The following is a 20,486-nucleotide window of genomic DNA, read 5'->3' as shown; positions in this document are numbered from 1 at the left end:
CATGATTTAATTTAGTTGGGAACATTACCATGCTCAGAATCAATTTCTGGTCTGGATTAGCAGTCGTTGCATTTTCTGTAACTCTTCTGATTTGGATTATCCCTACCTTCGGCGGTGGCGGCTTTTCTTTCGGCTTACCCCCTCAGCTTATCGCCACTATTGGCGCTTGGATCATGCTCTTAAGCTCCGGCTGCCTCGTGATATTATCCAGCGTTTCTCTTGTGCGCTCAAAAGAGCCGCTTTTATCAGGTGTCAATTTTAGCGAGATCTGGCACCAAGTCTGGCCATTCCTCTATGTCTTACTCTTTATCATTCTCGCGATTTACCTTCCTCTTACTTGGATTGCCCCACTGCTTATCGGCGGTTTGCTGTTCATCTTAGGCGAACAGCGCTGGCATATTTACCTTATCTGCACTCTAACACCAACGGCAGGCCTGTACATTTTAACGGTTTACCTCATGCGCATAGGAGTAGTATAAATGCCTGAATTTAGTGTTTTTTATAGTGCGTTTGCAACCGCTCTCAGCTGGGAATCCATCACCGTTATACTAGGCGGGGTTTTACTCGGTTACATTGTCGGGGTTATCCCAGGCTTAAATCGTGCGGTCGCAATCGCCATTGCGATTCCCTTAACCTTTTACATGTCACCTTATGCCGCTATTTCATTTTTAATTGGTTTATCCAAAGGGACGGCTGCAGGCAGTGCCGTCTCCGCTATTCTTCTTAACACCCCTGGCGAAAGCTCTTCTGCAGCAACCTGCTTGGACGGCTACCCGATGGCACGGGATGGGCGCCCCCGAACAGCATTAAAAATTGGTCTCTTAGCATCGGTCATCGGTGACCTACTGGCGACTTTGTTGTTGATTGCGGTTGCCATTCCCTTTGCGTCCGTTGCGCTAAAATTTGGCCCCTACGAACTTGCGGCCATTCTCATTTTCGCCCTAGTTTTTATTGCGGGTATGGCAGGTGGCTCTTTCTTAAAGGGTATGGCTGCAGGTGGATTGGGGATCGTGCTCGGAACCGTGGGAATGGACCCTGAAACTGGAGCCATGCGACTAACCTTTGGCTATATGGAGTTGATGGAAGGTGTCCCTATTTTACCACTGGTCATTGGCACACTGGCCTTATCCGAAATGTTTGTTCAGTTAGATGAATATCGACGTAATAAAGGCCAATCTGCCATCAATCTTACCGATAATCAAAATGACGACTTAAAATGGTCGGAATTTAAAACCACCCTACCCACCATTTTTAAAGGTACTGCAATCGGAGCGTTTGTTGGTGCACTCCCAGGGCTCGGCCCATCTGTTGGCTCGTTTATGTCTTATGGCGCAGCTAAGCGTTCCGCCAAGAATCCAGATACCTTTGGTAAAGGCGATCCCAGAGGCATCGCTGCTTCAGAATCTGCAGACAATGCCGTTATTCCAGCAAGCTATATTCCATTATTTGGTTTGGGTATTCCGGGCAGTGTTTCTGCAGCGCTTCTCGTCGGCGCGTTCATGATTCATGGCATTACCGTGGGGCCTTTAATGCTGCGTGAACAGCCTGAAATGCTCTTTTCCCTATTTTCAGGCATGATCGTTGCGAGTCTATTGATGTTGGCGATCGGCTGGTATGGCCTGCGAATTTTTGCAAAAATCACCAATATCCCCTCGCACATGGTCATCCCTATCGTCATCTTTTTATGCCTTGCAGGTATCCAAGTACAAGGATACGGAACCTTTGGTTTATTGGTGGTGTTTGGTTTTTCCATTCTTGGCTTCTTCTTGAAAAAATTTGACTACTCTTTCGTCACCTTTTTAGTCGCATTTATCGTTACGCCCATGTTGGAGTTAAACCTACGCCAATCCATTATTTTATCCGGTAGCGATGTTGCCATTTTGCTCGACAGACCCATTGCGGCCTTTTTTGTCGTGCTAACGGTCATCTTGCTGGTTCGATTTGCCTGGACAGGCATACAACAACGGAAGAAATCACTTCCGAATGCAGATTGAGCCTTAAACTCAATTCAGCAAACTACTAAACACTGAGGGGAACACAATGAAATTACAGAGCCTTCTGAAAACCGCATTGATTACGGGCGCACTTGCTGTAAGCAGTTCAGTCTTGGCAGATAACTTTCCATCTAAGCCCTTAAGCATGGTCATTGGCTGGGGCGCGGGTGGTAGTACTGATATTCAGGGACGCGTACTGGCAAATGTCATGAGTGAACACTTAGGACAGCCTGTCAATGTCATTAATCGTCCAGGTGCTGGTGGTGCTGTTGCACTACAGCAATTGGTTAACAGCCGCGATCAAGGCCATACCTTTGTGTTTGGCACTTCAATGTCAGTGACCTTTGGTCCACTGGCAACACCGACCAACTTTGATGTCGACAGCTTTACCTATGTCGCAGGTGTCACCTTAGGACAGTCCGCCATCGTGACAGGCGCAGACAAGCCTTATAGTAACTGGGAGGAATTTCTTGAATACGCAAAAGCCAACCCAGGCACAAGCTATGCTTCACAACTCCCCTTTGATCGTCTGTTAGTCGATTATATTGCGAAGAAAGAAGGACTGGATTTACGCATCGTTCCGACCTCAGGTGGTGCAGGCATGGCACCTTTGATTCTCTCTGGCGATGTTGACTTTGCGTACAGCGGCGGCACACATTCCGGTTACGCCAAAACGGGTGAAATGCCTGTTCTGGCAAGCTTAGCGGATGATCGTTTAGTCGCCTTCCCTGATGCACCGACTCTACGTGAGTTAGGATACGAGATAGATCCGGGTGAAATTCGTGTGGTGATGGTGCCAAAGAACACGCCTGATAATCAAGTAGAGCGTTTGGCCGAAGTTCTTAAGCTTGCAACCCAAGATCCTCGCTTTATCGAAATTACCGAAGAGCGTATTTTGATGCCTGTTGTGTATATGGATGGTGATGAAGTCCATGAAAACCTGAGCAATCAGGTTGAAGGATTTAAAGCCGTTATTGAAGAGCTTGGTGGTCTGAGCTCTTAATAAACGCGACTTTGTGCTGCACCTCACCCCAGTGATCAAATTCACTTGGGTGAGGTGATTCCTCCTGATCACACACGATTTCTCCCTTTTTTAATCAAAAAAAGTCTAATGCATTCCATTTCACGATGTGTCCTTATAGCGCTACCTGTACTGCTATTAATCGGGTTTGCTCCCAAAGGACCAATTTCGTAAAGTATTCATCCTCACCCGCCAAAGTATGCAGGCTACTTGATGTATAGACAGCGACTCGTTATTTCCTTGAGTATTTTTTTAGTTCTGATTTTACTTCAAGCATTAGGCACGTTTTGGGCCTTCCAAAAAAATAGCTTTCATTATGAGCGCAGCCGATCAGCGCAGTTGATGCTCACCGAGATTGTTCATTTTCGTGCCGATGCTAAACGACTTAAAGTCTGGTTAGCCGATTTTATTATTACAGAAAAGCGCGACACACAATTACGCGATGAACTATTTGATCGTATGAGCACCCAGTTGCAAAATGTCGACAACCTCAATACCTCATTATTTGCTCTGTCTCAATACAATTCTGATCCAGCGTTTGCTCGGCAAGTCAGCCAGCAGGTCGATTTTTTATGGACCAATATGAATGCACTTAAGCATGCCTTACAAACACGTGAAATTATTCAACTGGAAACAGATGCTCAACGCTGGCAAACACTCATCTCCCTCTTTGATAAATTCCAAGGTTCCGATATCGCCAGTCTTGTCAATGACTTAATTGAGCTACACAAGGCCAAAGCTCAGCAAGCAGAACAAGATGCAGCCAGAATGACTCACCTTCTTTATTGGTTACTGGCCAGCCTGACGTTAATCAGTTTAGTGCTGTTTATTGGTTTAAGTCTTTTCTTAACCCGGCATTTTACACGCCCTCTCTCCCTCCTTCTTAAAGGTGTTCAGCGCTTAAGTAGCGGTGACTTCTCAGAGAAAATACCCGAAACGGGGGCAAAAGAGTTTGCAGAGCTTGCCCAAGGTTTTAACTTAATGGCAAACAATTTAAAAAGTGCGCGTGATCAGCAGCAACGTCTGCAAGATGTGACAGAGGAAAAGGTGCAAGAGCGCACCGCACGACTCCAACATGTCGTCAATCAACTTCATGATGCGGAGATACGCCAAAAAAACTTTATCGCTGATGTAAGCCACGAACTCAGAACACCCACCACGATTATGATGGGTGAAGCTGAACTGGCCCTTCGAATGCAACCCTTAACTCAGTCGCAACAACACGCAACCTTCAATCGAATTGTTGAATGCTGTCAATCACTATCAAGCCGTATCGATGACCTCATAATGCTGAGTAAAGGACAACATGCGCTGGTATCAGTACAACTCTCGCCTTCGTCAATTTTAGACACCTATGACCATCTAAAACGCCAAGGCTTACTGTTAGCCACCCATCATCAAGCGATACTCGATGTTAAAGAGCCTATAGGGCTCAATAAGCAGCAGGACTCTAATCCACATTTATTCGTCGATCATGCGAAACTTGATTTGGTGTTTAAAGTCCTAATTGAAAATGCCATTCACTATCAAGGTAGCGAGGTCTATTTGGGAATAGCCTGCGAGATGCAAGAAAACAGAGTAATTTTCACTGTAACGGACCGTGGCGTAGGCATTGAGGAGGAAGAGAGGCACGCTGTGTTTAATCGCCATTTTCGGGGTAAAAAAGCACAAGCGCTTCGACCGGATGGCTTAGGCCTTGGCCTGTCTTTGGCCAAAAATATTTTAGACGCCCACGATGGACATATAGTCTTTATGACTAACGAACCTCAAGGCACACGTGCCGACATTTATCTTCCACTGTTTGACTTAGAGAGCGAATAAAACGTGAAAATACTGATCGTTGAAGATGATCAAAAACTGGCTGATTTTTTAAATAGGGCCCTGCTGGCTGAGGGCTATGCAACGGATGTTGTCAGTCGAGTCAGCGAGACGCTTACCTATGTACGTGCCCACCAACCTGACCTGATTTTACTGGATCGTTTGCTCGAAGATGGCGATGGACTTCAAGTCTGCCGAGACATACGTCATCTTAAACTCCCCTGCAAAATCTTAATGCTATCAGCCTTATCCGAAGTCGAGGATCGCGTGTTAGGGCTTAGAGGAGGAGCAGATGACTATCTCGGCAAACCCTTTCATTTTGAAGAGCTCTTAGCCCGCATAGAGGCTCTATCGCAACGTGATTATTTTTCGCAAGCTGAAAACCTATTGAACTATGTGGATCTCAGCTTAAATCTTGACCACTTAGAACTCACACGTGCAGGCCAACTCATCGAGTTAACCGCAAAAGAATTACGCATAATGGAAATGCTGCTGCGAAACCCTGGGCGTGTGTTAAGTCGGGAACGGATCTTGAGCCATGTTTGGGGCGTACTTGAAGATCCTATGACGAACATAGTCGATGTTTACATGGCGAGGTTGCGCCGAAAAATAGACGATGGTTTTGAGTTAAAACTCATTAAGACTCGAAGAGGGCTAGGCTATTTACTCAGTGATCGCGCCACATCCTAACGATCCCCGCACAATTTGCGCGGGAAGCATTAGGCTGATTTTTTAAATAGCGTTTAATCTGTGTAAGATTACTGGCTATAGGGTAAAGAGGAATGATGTAAAACGATACGCAAGTCACCTTGATCATCTTTTTTAAAGGCCCAGGTTTTATCAACGGTGGTAGTCTCTCCAGCTGCATTCGTTACATGCACATGCCCCATCGTCAGAGCAAGATCACCATTAATGTAAACGGCTGCATTTTCAAAGCTGTAGTCTTCCCAACCTTTCAGGGCAAAACCACTGTCAGCAAAGTCAGGGTTATCGCCGACAAAATAGGATAAGGCGCCTTCATGCGTGATTCTAAATGTTGTTTCGCCACTGGCAAGGGTTGGCTTAAACAACACGGGACCTTGCTGATAGCCGTATGCCTGATTCAACACAGCCTCCGCTGTGGCCTTTGCTTTTTCTAATCCTCCTTCAGTGTAGTCTTGACTGATTTGTATGAGTGCCGCCCCCCAAGCATCTTGCGCTTGTCTGACCTCTTCCTCAGTAATGCTGGTGTTATGGACAGGTGCAGCTAAAGCAAAGCTAGACACCAACGCTGTGGTTAATCCAATGAGAAGACTATTTTTGCGCATCATGATACAACTCCTTGAGCTATGAAATGTATTATTGTTAGCCTGTGAATTCATATTAGTGAGTGTTGATCAAAACAACACTGCGAACGAGATTAAAAAAAGATGAAAAAATCATTAAAATAAATAACTTTCACTGATATAGATTATGGTTTTGAAACTAAAATAACAGTATGTTTTGATTCATAACTCTAAACTCAGTCAAAACGATGTCTGCCTACATAAGCGGAATAAGGAGTCATACATGTATCCCTTGCAAGAGTTGTTCTCAGCAGGCAGCCACACACATTACTTTCAACACACTCGCTCCTATTATATTTTTAGACGCGTGCGGATTATTGCGCTACTTTTAGCGATCCTGCAGAGCGCATGGATACTGGTGGATCAATGGTTATTGCCAGCAAATGTTCAGTGGCCAATTGCAATTGCTCGTGTGATTAGCAGCCTTTTCTTTTTAGGGCTTTTTTTCTGGCAAACTCGCCCGTATAGCAGTCGCCTAGCGCTCTTACGGCTCTTACTGCTTTTTACAGGACTCACCGCTTTTCATGCCTTTAGTTCCGCACTATTGCTCATCCATGGTTATGAGCAAAGCGTTGCTGGCTATCAGTTTTTTCCATTTATGATTATTAGCATGATGGCGATCTTTCCGTTAGTCATTATTGAAGTGCTCGGGTTGACCCTGCTGCTCACCAGCGCTGAACTGGTTACCCAATTAACGCGAGGTATTTTAGGCAATATCAACTCTATCAATAATGTATGGCTATTACTTGTATTAGCGATTGTGGCGGCTTGGGCTACTGTTAATCAACTCAATATGCTGCTTGTTTTACATCGCCAAGCGACTCGCGATGCGCTTACAGGTTTAGCTAACCGCCGCCTAATACTTGAGCAGCTCGATAGTGATATGGAGTCTTGTCGTGAAAATACGCTTCCTCTCGCTGTGTTATTATTTGATTTAGACAAGTTCAAAGGATTTAACGACACCTATGGCCACGCTGCTGGCGATATTGTCTTAAAGCAATTTGCGAACATTCTTAGAAAACATACACGAAAGAAACTGGATCTCGCGGGTCGTTTTGGTGGAGAAGAGTTTCTAATGATTCTGCCCGGTGTGGATGAAGAAGCCGCCATTGAGGTTGCAAAAGCTATTGGTTTAACCTGTCGCCAGACCAGTGTTGCTGTGCCCAGTGGTGAGAAGGTAGGATTTACCACCAGTATTGGGATTGCTGTTTTAAAACCAGGAGAGAGTCAATCTGATTTGATTCGTCGAGCAGACGAAGCACTCTACTCAGCTAAAGATGCAGGACGTGATCGCTACGAGATTGCGTAGGAATCATGAGTCAAAAGCTCAAGGTGGGTAAGACATTACGCACCCAATCAGGCAACACATGTGCTGGCATAGGTCGAGCGATACCGTAGCCTTGGCCTGACGTACAGCCCAAGGCTAATAACTGGCGACAATGTGCGGAGGTTTCAACGCCTTCAGCTATCACTTGTAAATTAAACGCCTTAGCCAAGCCTAACACACCCTGAATAATTGACAGATCATCGACATCTCCAATCATATCGCGAACAAATCCTTGATCAATTTTCAAGCAGTCTATAGGTAAACGTTTTAAGTACGTTAAAGAGGAGTAGCCTGTGCCAAAGTCATCCAATGCAAGGCTAACGCCCAGCTCACGACATTGAGAAAGAATAGGTGCCACGGATGCAATATCATCGAGCGCACTGGTTTCTAAAATTTCCAATTGCACATGCTGTGGTGATACATGGGGGTACTTTTTTAATGCCAACCTAAGTTGCTCCACAAACCCAGGAAACTGTATTTGTTGTGCTGCAATATTAATGCTGAGCGGGCAATCAAACCCAGTTAAATTCCACACTTGCATTTGCTGCAGCGCCGTATTTAAAACCCACTCCCCCAAGTCCAGCTCTAAATGATGGCCTTGAGTGACAGGTAAAAAGGCATAAGGTGTCATCAGGCCATTTTGGGGGTGCTGCCAACGAATCAAGGCCTCTGCCCCCTCAAACTCTAATGTCTGCATATTGATTTTTGGCTGGTAATACAACAAAAACTGACCCGATTTCAAACCCTTGCTAATCGCCTTCAAAGCCTCTTGTTTCTGTCGGACGGCGGCCTCAAGCTGAATATCAAACAATTGATAGCGATCCTTCCCTGCCTGCTTAGCGAGATACATGGCCTGATCAGCATGTCGCAGCAGTTGATCGGGATCAGCATCGTCCAGCGGATAAAGAGTGACGCCAATACTGGCAGAGACATTCAATTGATGCCCATCCAACTGAACAGGATCAGAGGCCGCTTCAAGCAAACGCCTCAATACAGGTTCACAATCTTGGATTTCGTTCATGCCACCTAACACCGCGACAAACTCATCTCCACCTATTCTTGCTAGTGTATCGTCTTCTCGAAGCGTCTCCTTCATTTTCTCAGCCAAATGTTGAAGTACCCTATCACCTATGGCATGTCCATACTGATCATTAATCAACTTAAATCCATCTAGGTCGAGATACGCAACCGCTAGAATCTGATGCGTGCGCCGAGAACTCGTCATCATTTGCGCCAAACGGTCGGATAACAAAATTCGGTTTGGCAAGCCTGTCAGTGGATCAAAATGTGTCAACTTCTCCAATTCCAACTGCACATTTTTTAAAGGCGTTAAATCAACGTCAACACAATACAGCTCTCTTTCACCCGCAAGAGTGGTATGCATCACATGGCTTGAAAACACGCGAAGAGAAGAACCGTCTTTGTGCGATAGGGTTAACTCACCCGATGGAATTTCTTCCTCGTTCTCGATCCAGTGCGTTATTTCTGATATTACAGCCTCTCTCGCCTCAGAAGGAATTATAAGCTCCTCCAAACGACACCCAAGAGCCTCGTCTTGCGAATAGCCATACAGTAACTCACTGGCTTTATTCCATAGAAAAACTCGACGTTGATGATCGTAACCTTGCACAGCAATCGTTGGGATTTTTTCGAAAATACAACGCAAACGTGCTTCGCTGGATTTGATTATCTCGGAGGATCGTTTGTGCTCAAGCGCATGTGTAAACATTTCTCCACATAATTTAAGAAGATATACCTCATCTTGCGTCCAAGTCCGCTTTGAAAACACCGCATCTATGCCAATAAAACCAACAAATGAACGGTTTGATACCATGGGAACAATTAACAAGGATAGGATACCTTGACTCATTAGTATCTCTTTTTCGATCTGATGAGTATCGGGTAACGCAGGAACATCCGAATAGTTGACTTCTTGTTGTGCTCGCATCCGCCGAACAAAGTGTAGATCTTCACTAAGCTCAAGTCCTTGTAATTCAGATTTCTGCGCCGAGACGCCTGGCATGCACCATTCATGAGTGTTATCAGCAAAAACCTCTTCCCGTATTTGAAATAGGTAACTGCGATCACTTTGAGTAAATTCAGCCAGCCACCGTAAGCAACACTCAATATTTTCGTCGAGATCGGAGTCAGAACTCATGACAATTTTTGATGAGATGCGGCTGATCAAGCGCTCTAGCTCGTAGCGCTGACTCAATAACCGATCATTACTATTTGATTCCATCCGTTTTGAATTCTCATCACTTCTTTTAAACAACTAGTATAGGACAGCCAGACCAAAATCAACATATAGCAAGCGAAAAGCTGAATTTAGCTATTGTTTAGCCATCCCCACATGCGTATTATCCGGCGTTTTATTGAACTCTAACAATTGGTAAAAATGTTTAAATCGCCCCGTCCCACTCGTCGTCGCTCCAAGAAAATGAATAGCCAAAAAGCCGCAAAAGCCTTAATCAAAGCAGGCTTAAAGCTTCCAACTTGGTTGTTAGTCTGTGTCATGCTTTTGGCATCAGCAACCTACTTCATCGAGCGCCAGATACGAGAACAGTATGCCTATGCGGGGCTACCCATCCCTCAGAATGCCTTACATGTTCACACATGGCACCGTGTCTTACGCAACCCTGGATTCATGGTAGGATATTCGGACGCAAGGATGAACCCCTTATGGGTCACCTATCAGTTGAATGAAGGCACTGCTGGCAGCATTGGCCCAAGACCTTCAACCTTTTCAACAGACTGGCGTACAATCATTCGCGTTGCACACCAAGACTATACGGGTAGCGGTTACGACAGAGGGCACTTAGCTCCTAACTATGCTATGGCTCGTGTTCATGGGCGTGAAGCACAACTCAAAAGTTTCCTAATGACCAACATCAGCCCACAAACGCCAGCATTAAACCGCGAGGTTTGGCAACGCATTGAAGCCGCTGCCATGGATCACTTTATCCCTATTAAACAAAATGTATGGGTAATCACGGGTCCGATTTTTTCAGGCTTTTTGCTCGGACCTGATGTGGAACGACTAAATAGTAGTTGGGTTGAGATTCCAGATGCGTTTTACAAAATATTCATAGCGCCTGCAACCACTGAGCGCCCATTAAAGGTGCTAGCCTTTATCGTCCCCCAAGACGTTAAAGGCAATGAATCCTTAGACCAATTTTTGGTTACGGTCCGAGAAATCGAAGAAAAGACAGGGCTTAACTTCTTACATAGACTTCCTGAAGACCTTCAGGATCAAGTCGAAACCACTGTTCAGCCAGCACCCTGGCAGTTGGATAAGGTTAAAAATCGACCTGGGCGCTATTCAGAATAACGCCCATGATGATCATCAGAATTTTAGTTGGCTGACTATTGATTTAAGCTTGTCCGAATACTCTGCTATCTGCCGACTGGATTGAGCTGTTAATTCTGATGCTTGAGAGGTTTCATCGGCGGCTGTATTAATCCGATTTAGATTCTCGTTCATTTCATCGGCAACAGCGCTTTGTTCTTCCGCCGCGCTTGCAATTTGCGTATTCATATCGTTAATTGCATCGATTGCTGACATGATTTCATCGAGTGCTTGTCTAGCTTTAGTTGAGTGCACAACACCTTCTTGCGCCTTCACTTCGCCGCTTCTCATAACCTGTGTCGATTTCAGAGCACCTTCTTGTAGGTGCGATACCATCAATTGAATCTCTCTCGTAGAGTCTTGTGTACGACTCGCCAAAGAGCGCACCTCGTCAGCAACCACCGCAAAGCCTCTACCTTGCTCACCCGCACGCGCCGCTTCTATAGCCGCATTTAAAGCGAGCAAGTTCGTTTGTTCTGCGATATCTCGAATCACATCCACAACTGAGCCTATTTTACGAGCATCCTCAGATAAGTCATTAATCACCTGAGCTGCGGACTCCACTTCCTGGGCAAGTTGCTCCATCCCCTGTGCCGTTTGGGTAACAACAGCACGTCCCTCTTTCGCTTTCCGGTCTGCTTCATTGGCACTCGCCGCTGCGTTTGCTGCATTTTTAGCGACGTCATGAACAGTAGCGTTCATTTCGCACATTGCAGTCGCTACCATATCTGTTTCCATGCGTTGCTTTTGAATACCGCGACTGGCTTGCTCTGCAACCACAGAACCATGATCGGCCAACTCCGCAAGGGAAAAGCCCGTTTCACCTATTTGACGTGCCATTTGGCTCAATTTGGCTCGCGTTGCAATAAAGCGCCGGATCATTTCACCGAACTCATCGGAAGCCGACTGGTGTAACGAGGGATGATCTCTGAAATCTCCGTTCGCTAAACAATCCGCAATTGAATCCAAATCCGCCACTCCTTTTTTGAAGCGAGATATGACTCTCCAAGCAACAAAAAGAGCGATTAATAACCCAATTAAACTTAAACCAATCAACTGTGCTATCAGCTTCGCCGACAATTGATCTAGATTTTCTTTAGCCTCTTGAGCACCGCGCAGTTTTCGATCACTGAGAGCCTCCCTTGCTTTATCTGCTTGAGCATAGAGAGGATTAACTGAGCGCAAAATATGTAAATTAGCTTTAACATATTCACTGGATTCTAAAAAACTAACCGTTGGCTGTACTGCATCTGCTAAGTATTGTCGATAGGCTGTTTGAAACTGATTTGCAAGTTGAGTCGCTTCCGTGCCGTGATATACGGACATAAAATGTAACCAGAGACGATCAATTTCAGCAACATTGGCTTTAATGCGACCAATGTGCAGTGAGGTCGCATGATCGTGCATAGAAGCAAACTGTCCAGCTGGGTTATGTTGAATAGATAAAAGCAACTCGGTACGAATTTGCTCCATTAAACCGCCAATCCTCTCTACCTCGTAGAGAGGAACCATTCGACGATTGTAGTTATCCTCAAACTGAAAGGCTTTGTATTTAAATCCGTAAAGTGCAAATGACAGCAGGGCAAGGACGATAACTAAAAAAACAAAGACAAGCAAACGCATCTGATTTTTTACAGAATGTACGTTAAAGAGCATCGGTCACACCTACAGGTCAAGTGAATGATATGTTTTAGAGAATCGCCTAGGGTGTTCATTAGCAGACCCAACCACGAATGATATAGTTGCATTAGATGCGCATATGATTTTTTTATTACAGGAATTCCCTAATACTTATTCTAACCTTTAGATTCCTCTTTTTAAACACTGCTTAGTGTTAACTTGAGATCGTTACCTGCCTTTCTCGCGCACCCTTTATGATGTCTTAACTGACCTCAGCAAGATGCGCGCTACGCTTTGGGAAGTTCGGATCCTGAATCAAAGTTGACGCCCAAGTTAAGGTTTCCGGCTCAGTTACGCCTTGCATGAATAAGTGTCCTATATCAGGCACGGCATAGCAGCGGTCCCCTCTCATCGGTTGCCATGCATTGTATTGAGCATGGCTAATGCCAATTTCCCAAGGCTCATCCGCCTGCCAACCGTCAGGTTGCAACTCTAAACGGACTTCCGCACCGATCAAACTCACAGCATTAATTGTTAAAGGCAGGTTTGCATGGGCCACGGGTGTCTGTTGCAGGTGAACTTCATGAGGACGCAAATAGAGTTGAGCCATAGGCACTGTAACGGCTTTCGGCAACTCAACCCATGCAGCTCCCTGCTGCAACCGCGAACCTTTCACTTGTGCATCCAGCACATTTATGTGGCCTAAAAAGTCAAAAACGAAACGACTTTCTGGACGCGAGTAAAGCTCTTGAGGACTATCAACTTGTTCAATCTTGCCTGCACTCATCACCACAACCTTGTCTGAAAGCTCTAAGGCCTCTTCCTGGTCATGCGTGACAAATACGCTGGTAAAGTGTAATTCGTCGTGCAGGCTTCTTAACCAACGCCTTAGATCTTTACGCACCTTTGCATCCAACGCCCCAAACGGCTCATCTAACAATAAGACTTGTGGTTGCATTGCCAAGGCTCTAGCCAACGCCACCCGCTGCTTCTGACCGCCAGATAATTGTGAGGGAAAACGTTTAGCTAAGTGTCCTAATTGCACCATATCCAGCAGGTTGGCAACGCGCTTATGAATTTCAGGTGCGCTTGGACGCTCAGCTTTCGGTAAAACTTCTAAACCAAACGCGACGTTCTGAGCGACGGTCATGTGACGAAACAAAGCATAGTGCTGAAACACAAAACCAACACGACGATCTCGAACGTGAACGTTCGTTACATCTTGCCCATGAAAAAGGATGCGGCCTGTATCCGCGGTTTCAAGCCCCGCAATTATTCGCAACAAGGTTGTCTTTCCGGATCCCGATGGGCCCAACAAACCAACGAGTTCACCGTCAGGAATCTCCAGCGTCAAAGGCTGCAACGCTTGAAACTGCCCAAAGCGCTTGCTGATATTTTCAACACGAATACTCATTCACTCACCTCATCCAGCACTCTGCGTTGACGCGCTTGACGCCACTCGACAAATGATTTCACAAACAATGTAATTAAGGCTATGCCCGCTAGTAATGATGCGCTCGTAAAGGCACCCACTGCATTGTAATCTTGGTACAGTAATTCAACATGCAACGGCAGTGTATTGGTCTCACCACGGATATTTCCAGATACAACCGAAACAGCACCAAACTCACCCATTGCTCTTGCGTTCGTTAACACAACACCGTAAATAAGTGCCCACTGAATATTCGGCAGGGTCACTCGTCTGAACAATTGCCAACCGCTCGCACCCAAGGTAACGCCGGCTTCCTCTTCCTCTTTACCTTGCTGCTGCATCAGTGGGATTAATTCTCTTGCCACAAATGGACAGGTCACGAACACGGTAACCATCAGAATGCCAGGCCAAGAGAACATTAATTGCACATCCTGATCCATCAACCAGCTGCCTAACCAACCATTGGATCCATATAAAAGCAGATAGAGTAACCCTGCCACTACTGGAGATACTGCGAACGGAATATCAATTAATGTGATGAGTAACTTACGCCCCGGAAACTCAAAACGTGTTACGAGCCATGCCAAGAACACCCCAAATACTAAGTTAAGTGGAATAGTCAAGGCCGCAACCAACAAAGTGAGACTGATTGCATGAAGGGTGTAGGTATCCGTTATATTTGTTAGAAATCCTTGAACACCATCACCAAAGGCTTGCACAAAAATGGCCACTAAAGGAACAATTAGCAAAGTGCCCACAATAAATAGAGCAAGACTAATAAGACTCCATTTAACCCAGGGTTGATCACCGACTCGTAAACTTGCTCTTGTTTGCATAGTTATCGACCATGAATTCGACGCAAATAATGCGCTTGCCAAATATTGATTAAAAACAACAGAACCAATGATGCCATTAACACCACCGATGCAATCGCACTGGCTCCGGCATAGTCATATTCTTGTAAGCGTACAAATATCATTAAGCTCGTCACTTCGCTGATATACGGCATATTGCCTGCGATAAAAATAATAGCGCCAAACTCACCTAGGCTGCGCGTAAACGAAAGTGCTATGCCTGTTAATAAAGCTGGCCATAGGGATGGAAAAATGATGCGACGGAAAACAGTCAAATCAGTTCCACCCATGGTGATACCAGCTTCTTCATCTTCAGGGGCTAGGTCCTCAAGTACAGGTTGAACCGTTCTCACCACAAATGGCAAACTAGTGAATGACATTGCCACAATAATGCCCAACGGAGTGTAGGCGACCTCAACACCGATTGATGCCAACATCGATCCATACCAGCCGTTCTGTGCGAATAAGGCTGATAAGGTAATACCTGCAACCGCTGTAGGGAGTGCAAAGGGCAAATCCATTAGGGCATCAACGATGCGTTTCCCCGGAAATTCGTATCTAACCAATACCCAGGCCAATAAAAGCCCCACGACACCGTTAAACAAGGAGGCAATAAATGCCGCCCATAGAGTGACCTTATAGGAGGCAACCACTCTAGGATCACTGACAACAAACCAGTATTCCTGCCAAGTCATTCCAGCCGTCTGTACCACTAATCCCGTAATGGGTAATAGCAACACTAAACTGATAAACAACAACGAAATCCCCATGCTCAAAGCAAAACCCGGTAAGACACGCTTACCAGGGCTTTGAGGCAATGACGAGGCAATTGCCAGTGACATACCTATGCTATCCTGTTCCGAAAATTAACGACGTTGTAATTGATCAAGCTTTGCGCCATTGGCAAAGTGGATGCTCATCGCGTCGTCCCAGCTACCGGCAATTTCTTCGATTGTCAGCAGTTCTACTGATGGGAACTGATCAGCAAACTCGGCTTGAACCACTTCGTTATGAACGCGGTAATTAAACCCTGCCAATAAACGTTGAGCATCTTCAGAGTAGAGCTCGTCTAAATAGGCTTTAGCAAGTTCAAGATTACCGTTTCGTGTAGCATGGCGCTCTACGACAGCAACAGGGAACTCAGCTAAGAAGCTCACTTTAGGCACAACCACTTCAAAGCCATGATCAGGGAATTCAGCTATAATGTTGTTCACTTCTGATTCAAATGTGATCAGGACATCGCCAATACCACGCTCGACAAATGTTGTCGTCGCTCCACGACCGCCTGTATCAAACACAGCTACACGTGATAAGAAGGTTTTCACAAACTCGTCTGCTTTCGCTTCATCGCCTTCGAAGGCTTTTTGAGCATAACCGTAGGCCGCTAAGTAGGTATAACGACCATTTCCTGAGGTTTTTGGATTAGGGAAAACACTGCTGACATCATCACGCGCCAAGTCATCCCAATTACTGACACCTTTTGGATTACCCTTGCGAACCAAATACGCCATAGTTGAGTAATAGGGCGAGCTAGCATTAGGCAACTGGTCACGCCAGTCTGCAGGAATAAGCTTGCCGCGTGTATGCAGAATATCAACATCGGTGACTTGGTTATAGGTCACAACATCAGCACGTAAGCCTTCGATGATGGCTTGAGCTTGGCGCGAAGACCCGCCGTGAGATTGACGAACCTCGACGGTGTTACCTGTTTTCTCTTTCCAAACGGCGGCGAAATGCTCGTTATAACTGGCGAAGAGTTCTCTTGCGATATCGTAAGAAGAGTTTAGGAGGGTTTGCTCCGCTGCAAAAGAGTGGCTAGAGCCCAGACCTATAGCCAGAGCAAGTGCAACCGATTTGGCATGTTTAACTAGCTTCATATGAGCTCCATCTATTTACAGAATTAATAATCTATAGTGATTTTATGTCTGAGGAGATTATATCAAGACAATAGTTATAACAATAAGTTTTAATATAATATTTTGGAATATATCGAAAACTCGAATATCTATCTGCTTCACACTTATGAAGAATGAAGCAAAACCAGAAGCGATGTCGCTGGAAAATGGGACGTTCATCTCTTGGCTTTAGAGCCAGCCTTTGTAGCGGAAGAACAAATAGGGGGTGATACCCGATAAAAACATCATTCCTAGCGCAAACGGATAGCCGTAAGTCCAAGCCAATTCGGGCATAAACTCATAGTTCATGCCATAGATACTGGCAATCATGGTCGGCGGAAGAAAGACAACCGCGGCAATAGAGAAAATTTTAATGATTTTGGCTTGTTGAATATTGATAAATCCCTGCGAGGTATTCATCAAAAAATCGATTTTTTCGAAGATAAATGCCGCATGGGCCATTAGCGTATCAAGATCTCGCAGGATCTGGCGACACTCCCCCTGCGCCTCTTCATTTTGACGAATATTACGCAACAAAAAAGACACTGAACGCTGAGTATCCATGAGACACAGACGAATTTTACCGTTACTGTCTTCTAATTTTGCAAGCTTATCCATTTGACTGCCAAGCTCTTCGTCTCGATTTTCCAAAATGTGGCTACTGACATCATCAAGCTGCCCCAAAAGATCTTCAAGCTGATCCGCTAAATTATCCACTTTCAACTGAAAGATAGCGGTCATAATGTGAAGTGGCGAAGCCGCTTCAACCCAACCGCGACGTGAGCGCAGCCTCAAGAGTCGAAAATCCGCCAAATCCACATCCCTAACGCTTAACAAAACATCGGGCTTGAGTGTAAATGCGACGGTCGCTGTTTTATGACGACCCTCAGATTGATACAAGAAAAGAGAGTGCACATGCAAATCTTGCCCTTCAAGGAAGTAGCGCGCACTGGCCTCAATTTCTTCAACTTCATCGGCTTCGGGCAGACTGTTTGGATGAAGCTGATCAACTAAGCTGCGCTCATCATCAGATGAGTCATGCAGGTCAATCCAACTGGCTTGCTTTAAATCTACCTCAGCATCTGTTTTTGATGCCTGCTCTACAAGGCGCTCATTTTCAAGCGTGTAACTGCGAATCATGCCTTTGCCTCAGGTAAATAAGTGAGATTATACAGACAGAGATGACGAATGTGTGACTAGCACCCATGAATTTAAAATGAAGGCTATGCACAACTCACTTACTTAAAAAGTCTTCTTAGAGTGGAGACTCTGCCCCACTCCTTCCAGACATCAACCTTGGCTTAAGAGGGTTTCAAGCTTTCGCTGATCCGCTGCAAAATTACGAATACCTTCAGCTAACTTTTCAGTCGCCATAGCGTCTTCATTCATATCCCAGCGGAATGCATCTTGTGTCAGTTCACCTGATGGGTCTTGTTGCGATGTTTGATGTGGATGCAATCGACGTTCAAGCCTTTCATCCGTGTTGGCTAACTCTTGCATCAAGGCAGGGCTGATCGTCAGGCGATCACAGCCGGCAAGCAACTGAATTTCGTTAATGTTTCGAAAGCTGGCACCCATGACAATCGTGGAATAGCCATGCTGCTTATAAAACTCATAAATCCGAGACACTGACTGCACACCAGGATCATTTTGGCCCGTGAAGTCTTGCTCAGGCAGTGCCTTTTTATACCAGTCGAGTATCCGACCTACGAAAGGAGATATCAAGAAGGCACCTGCATCCGCGCAGGCTTTCGCCTGACTAAAACCAAAGAGCAACGTGAGGTTGCATTGAATCCCCTCTTGCTCCAATTGCTTGGCTGCTTGAATACCCTCCCAAGTTGATGCGATTTTAATCAAGACCCGATCACGAGCAATACCCTGCTCTTCATAAAGCTGAATAATCCGTTTAGCGCGCTTCAGGGTAGCCTGAGTATTAAAGGACAAACGTGCATCCACTTCTGTCGAAATACGCCCAGGCACAATCGATGTAATTTCAGCGCCAAGCTTTACGCCTAGATAATCGCTCATGTTATCCAAAAGCGTTTGGCTATCCCCGCCCTGCTGAAGCGCCCACGAACGTGACTCTTCAAGCAAGTATTGATATTTGGGATCTTGCGCAGCTTTCAGCATTAAGGATGGGTTGGTTGTTGCGTCAACGGGGCAAAACTGTCGTATTGCATCGATATCGCCTGTATCCGCAACCACGGTGGTCATGAGTTTGAGTTGTTCTAATTGGTTCATTAATACCTATCCCAAGCTAAGAGGAGACTAATTCAAGAGCTTGCCTGTAGACATCAAGCCCTGCGCCCTGTTTATGTCCGTTTTCACTAATGTGTCGTCTGAACTGTTTTCCACCACGCTGCCCATGAAACAGCCCTAACATGTGCTTAACCACAGCGTAAAGTGGTGTCCCTTTTGCCAGTTGCTCCGCAACATAGGGCTCAAACGCATGCGCAATTTCCAAGCGACTTTTAATGGATGATGGATCAGAGTAAAGCAATGCATCAACTTCGCTCAAGAGAAATGGGTTTTGATAGGCTTCGCGCCCAACCATTACACCATCCACGTGCTGCAGATGCTGCTGCGTTTCGTCAAGGGTTCTAATACCGCCATTAATCCAAATATCCAGATCGGGGAATGCCTGTTTCACATCGTACACTCTTTCATATTGAAGCGGAGGAATGTCACGATTTTCTTTGGGGCTGAGTCCTTGCAAAATTGCCTTACGAGCATGAATGATAAAGGTTTTGCAGCCCGTATCGCGTACTTTTCTGACAAATTCAAGCAAGTATTCTTGGCTATCAAGCTCATCAATCCCCAAACGATGCTTGATGGTTACTGGAATATCAACGGCTTGTTGCATTTGATCGATGCAGTCTGCCACTCGATCCGGATGCGCCATTAAACACGCGCCAATCATATGATTTTGCACACGATCACTTGGGCAACCGACGTTTAGGTTAACTTCATCGTATCCATGGTCTTCAGCCATTTTAGCGCAGATGGCCAACTCACGCGGATCACCACCACCGAGTTGCAGCACGACAGGATGTTCTTCAGGGTTATAGGCCAAGAAACGCTTGGCATCTCCGTGAATTAGAGCTCCGGTGGTCACCATTTCCGTGTAAAGAACGGTATGTTTTGAAATAAGACGGTGTAAATACCGACAATGTTTATCAGTCCAATCCATCATGGGGGCAACGGAGAAGCGATGGTTTGTGAGTGTTTTCGCCTTATCCGCTGCAGCAGTCGATTGAACTGCATTTAGAGGGCTTGGTATCTGAATCATTTTCGGTTATTTCCAGTCATATATTGATCGCACATGCCTCATTTATCCAAGATTTGATGCGCCTATCCATTCATTACGAAAGGAAGTGACACAACAGAAGGTGAAAGCCAGAAATGCATAATCGTGACATGATCAAAGAGCTTAAAGGCAAGCCGCTAGTATAACGCGAATCCAGCGCCTTTGGCAGACAGCCAAACGGCAAAACTGAAACCTGAAAATGCTTCGTACAGACTAACTGACAACCTACCCCTTTGCCCCATTGTCTAACACTCGCCAGCCATTTTGGTGCACACACAGCCCAACCTTCTAATCTAAGACACCTTAATTTTTTGATTTAAAAAGAATTATAAAGTTGGCATCATGCTTGCTATATCTATTTTGTAAACTTGACAGTATTCTCGGTAATGCTGAAAAGCACACAATTTACCTTAATAGAGCGCTAGGGTTCCGATTGCATCTTGCAATGACTGGTCCGAGAGCACTCAACCTTCCAGTGAAGGTCACACGGCGGGACAAAAGCCCGGGAGATGATCGGCGATTATGCCGAGAGTACTCCATCCTA

At 45.5% G+C, this 20,486-nt stretch carries 17 protein-coding genes and 1 riboswitch; of the genes, 7 read left to right on the top strand and 10 right to left on the bottom strand.

Going from position 1 to position 20,486, the window contains the following annotated elements:
* Nucleotides 1-29: 29 nt before the first annotated feature.
* From DN062_RS16665 to DN062_RS16645, 5 genes are all read left to right on the top strand, one after another.
* Nucleotides 30-479 (top strand): hypothetical protein, encoded by a 450-nt coding sequence (locus DN062_RS16665; protein ID WP_112160431.1) that lies wholly within the window; start codon nucleotides 30-32, stop codon nucleotides 477-479.
* Entirely contained in the window at nucleotides 480-1,994 is a 1,515-nt protein-coding gene (locus DN062_RS16660) for a tripartite tricarboxylate transporter permease (protein WP_112160430.1), read from the top strand.
* A gap of 46 nt (nucleotides 1,995-2,040) precedes the next feature.
* Nucleotides 2,041-2,997: a Bug family tripartite tricarboxylate transporter substrate binding protein gene (locus DN062_RS16655; RefSeq protein ID WP_112160429.1), complete on the top strand. Its 957-nt coding sequence runs from the start codon at nucleotides 2,041-2,043 to the stop codon at nucleotides 2,995-2,997.
* Nucleotides 2,998-3,228: 231 nt separating this feature from the next.
* The gene (locus DN062_RS16650) at nucleotides 3,229-4,836 is read left to right on the top strand and encodes a sensor histidine kinase (RefSeq protein WP_112160428.1); all 1,608 of its coding nucleotides are present in this window, start codon (nucleotides 3,229-3,231) and stop codon (nucleotides 4,834-4,836) included.
* Nucleotides 4,837-4,839: 3 nt separating this feature from the next.
* Complete coding sequence (locus DN062_RS16645) at nucleotides 4,840-5,523, top strand: response regulator transcription factor (RefSeq protein ID WP_112160427.1); 684 nt, start codon at nucleotides 4,840-4,842, stop codon at nucleotides 5,521-5,523.
* A gap of 68 nt (nucleotides 5,524-5,591) precedes the next feature.
* Here DN062_RS16645 and DN062_RS16640 read toward each other — a convergent pair whose 3' ends face one another.
* Nucleotides 5,592-6,143: a phosphoribosyl-AMP cyclohydrolase gene (locus DN062_RS16640; RefSeq protein ID WP_112160426.1), complete on the bottom strand. Its 552-nt coding sequence runs from the start codon at nucleotides 6,141-6,143 to the stop codon at nucleotides 5,592-5,594.
* 238 nt (nucleotides 6,144-6,381) lie between these two features.
* Between DN062_RS16640 and DN062_RS16635 the strand changes: the two genes are divergently transcribed.
* Entirely contained in the window at nucleotides 6,382-7,467 is a 1,086-nt protein-coding gene (locus DN062_RS16635; RefSeq protein ID WP_112160425.1) for a GGDEF domain-containing protein, read from the top strand.
* Nucleotides 7,468-7,477: 10 nt separating this feature from the next.
* Here the strand turns inward: DN062_RS16635 and DN062_RS16630 are convergent, their stop codons facing one another.
* Nucleotides 7,478-9,727 (bottom strand): bifunctional diguanylate cyclase/phosphodiesterase, encoded by a 2,250-nt coding sequence (locus DN062_RS16630; RefSeq protein WP_112160424.1) that lies wholly within the window; start codon nucleotides 9,725-9,727, stop codon nucleotides 7,478-7,480.
* 156 nt (nucleotides 9,728-9,883) lie between these two features.
* On the opposite strand from DN062_RS16630, the gene DN062_RS16625 reads away from it, so the two are divergent.
* Nucleotides 9,884-10,816: a DNA/RNA non-specific endonuclease gene (locus DN062_RS16625; RefSeq protein WP_239995823.1), complete on the top strand. Its 933-nt coding sequence runs from the start codon at nucleotides 9,884-9,886 to the stop codon at nucleotides 10,814-10,816.
* A gap of 15 nt (nucleotides 10,817-10,831) precedes the next feature.
* On the opposite strand, the gene DN062_RS16620 is transcribed toward DN062_RS16625, so the two are convergent.
* The 8 genes from DN062_RS16620 to dusA form a co-directional block, all read right to left on the bottom strand.
* Nucleotides 10,832-12,490, bottom strand: a complete 1,659-nt coding sequence (locus DN062_RS16620) for a methyl-accepting chemotaxis protein (protein WP_112160423.1) — start codon at nucleotides 12,488-12,490, stop codon at nucleotides 10,832-10,834.
* Nucleotides 12,491-12,716: 226 nt separating this feature from the next.
* On the bottom strand, nucleotides 12,717-13,868 hold the full coding sequence (locus DN062_RS16615) for a sulfate/molybdate ABC transporter ATP-binding protein (RefSeq protein WP_112160422.1): 1,152 nt from the start codon (nucleotides 13,866-13,868) through the stop codon (nucleotides 12,717-12,719).
* Nucleotides 13,865-14,722 carry a sulfate ABC transporter permease subunit CysW gene (gene cysW, locus DN062_RS16610; protein WP_112160421.1) on the bottom strand — a complete coding sequence of 286 codons (858 nt, stop codon included), beginning with the start codon at nucleotides 14,720-14,722 and terminating at the stop codon, nucleotides 13,865-13,867. Before cysW ends, DN062_RS16615 begins: the two co-directional genes overlap by 4 nt.
* A 2-nt stretch (nucleotides 14,723-14,724) precedes the next feature.
* Nucleotides 14,725-15,582, bottom strand: a complete 858-nt coding sequence (gene cysT, locus DN062_RS16605; RefSeq protein WP_112160420.1) for a sulfate/thiosulfate ABC transporter permease CysT — start codon at nucleotides 15,580-15,582, stop codon at nucleotides 14,725-14,727.
* A 24-nt stretch (nucleotides 15,583-15,606) separates the two neighbouring features.
* On the bottom strand, nucleotides 15,607-16,617 hold the full coding sequence (gene cysP / locus DN062_RS16600; protein WP_112160419.1) for a thiosulfate ABC transporter substrate-binding protein CysP: 1,011 nt from the start codon (nucleotides 16,615-16,617) through the stop codon (nucleotides 15,607-15,609).
* A gap of 207 nt (nucleotides 16,618-16,824) precedes the next feature.
* On the bottom strand, nucleotides 16,825-17,775 hold the full coding sequence (corA, locus tag DN062_RS16595; protein ID WP_112160418.1) for a magnesium/cobalt transporter CorA: 951 nt from the start codon (nucleotides 17,773-17,775) through the stop codon (nucleotides 16,825-16,827).
* A gap of 150 nt (nucleotides 17,776-17,925) precedes the next feature.
* The gene (gene tal, locus DN062_RS16590) at nucleotides 17,926-18,876 is read right to left on the bottom strand and encodes a transaldolase (RefSeq protein ID WP_112160417.1); all 951 of its coding nucleotides are present in this window, start codon (nucleotides 18,874-18,876) and stop codon (nucleotides 17,926-17,928) included.
* Nucleotides 18,877-18,892: 16 nt separating this feature from the next.
* On the bottom strand, nucleotides 18,893-19,924 hold the full coding sequence (gene dusA / locus DN062_RS16585) for a tRNA dihydrouridine(20/20a) synthase DusA (protein WP_112160416.1): 1,032 nt from the start codon (nucleotides 19,922-19,924) through the stop codon (nucleotides 18,893-18,895).
* 428 nt (nucleotides 19,925-20,352) lie between these two features.
* A riboswitch (guanidine-I (ykkC/yxkD leader) is annotated at nucleotides 20,353-20,453 on the top strand.
* Nucleotides 20,454-20,486 lie beyond the last annotated feature (33 nt).

Source organism: Nitrincola tibetensis (assembly GCF_003284585.1).
In the GTDB taxonomy this organism is placed as follows: domain Bacteria; phylum Pseudomonadota; class Gammaproteobacteria; order Pseudomonadales; family Balneatricaceae; genus Nitrincola; species Nitrincola tibetensis.
The sequence above is the reverse complement of the archived record's forward strand: the minus strand, read 5'-3'. Positions and strand labels throughout refer to the sequence as shown.

Bases quoted from the DNA above. Each gene is read 5' to 3' on its own strand.
- DN062_RS16665 (WP_112160431.1), top strand. From the start codon at position 30: ATGCTCAGAATCAATTTCTGGTCTGGATTAGCAGTCGTTGCATTTTCT.
- DN062_RS16660 (WP_112160430.1), top strand. From the start codon at position 480: ATGCCTGAATTTAGTGTTTTTTATAGTGCGTTTGCAACCGCTCTCAGC.
- DN062_RS16655 (WP_112160429.1), top strand. From the start codon at position 2,041: ATGAAATTACAGAGCCTTCTGAAAACCGCATTGATTACGGGCGCACTT.
- DN062_RS16650 (WP_112160428.1), top strand. From the start codon at position 3,229: ATGTATAGACAGCGACTCGTTATTTCCTTGAGTATTTTTTTAGTTCTG.
- DN062_RS16640 (WP_112160426.1), bottom strand. From the start codon at position 6,143: ATGATGCGCAAAAATAGTCTTCTCATTGGATTAACCACAGCGTTGGTG.
- DN062_RS16635 (WP_112160425.1), top strand. From the start codon at position 6,382: ATGTATCCCTTGCAAGAGTTGTTCTCAGCAGGCAGCCACACACATTAC.
- DN062_RS16630 (WP_112160424.1), bottom strand. From the start codon at position 9,727: ATGGAATCAAATAGTAATGATCGGTTATTGAGTCAGCGCTACGAGCTA.
- DN062_RS16625 (WP_239995823.1), top strand. From the start codon at position 9,884: ATGTTTAAATCGCCCCGTCCCACTCGTCGTCGCTCCAAGAAAATGAAT.
- DN062_RS16620 (WP_112160423.1), bottom strand. From the start codon at position 12,490: ATGCTCTTTAACGTACATTCTGTAAAAAATCAGATGCGTTTGCTTGTC.
- DN062_RS16615 (WP_112160422.1), bottom strand. From the start codon at position 13,868: ATGAGTATTCGTGTTGAAAATATCAGCAAGCGCTTTGGGCAGTTTCAA.
- cysW (WP_112160421.1), bottom strand. From the start codon at position 14,722: ATGCAAACAAGAGCAAGTTTACGAGTCGGTGATCAACCCTGGGTTAAA.
- cysT (WP_112160420.1), bottom strand. From the start codon at position 15,582: ATGTCACTGGCAATTGCCTCGTCATTGCCTCAAAGCCCTGGTAAGCGT.
- cysP (WP_112160419.1), bottom strand. From the start codon at position 16,617: ATGAAGCTAGTTAAACATGCCAAATCGGTTGCACTTGCTCTGGCTATA.
- corA (WP_112160418.1), bottom strand. From the start codon at position 17,775: ATGATTCGCAGTTACACGCTTGAAAATGAGCGCCTTGTAGAGCAGGCA.
- tal (WP_112160417.1), bottom strand. From the start codon at position 18,876: ATGAACCAATTAGAACAACTCAAACTCATGACCACCGTGGTTGCGGAT.
- dusA (WP_112160416.1), bottom strand. From the start codon at position 19,924: ATGATTCAGATACCAAGCCCTCTAAATGCAGTTCAATCGACTGCTGCA.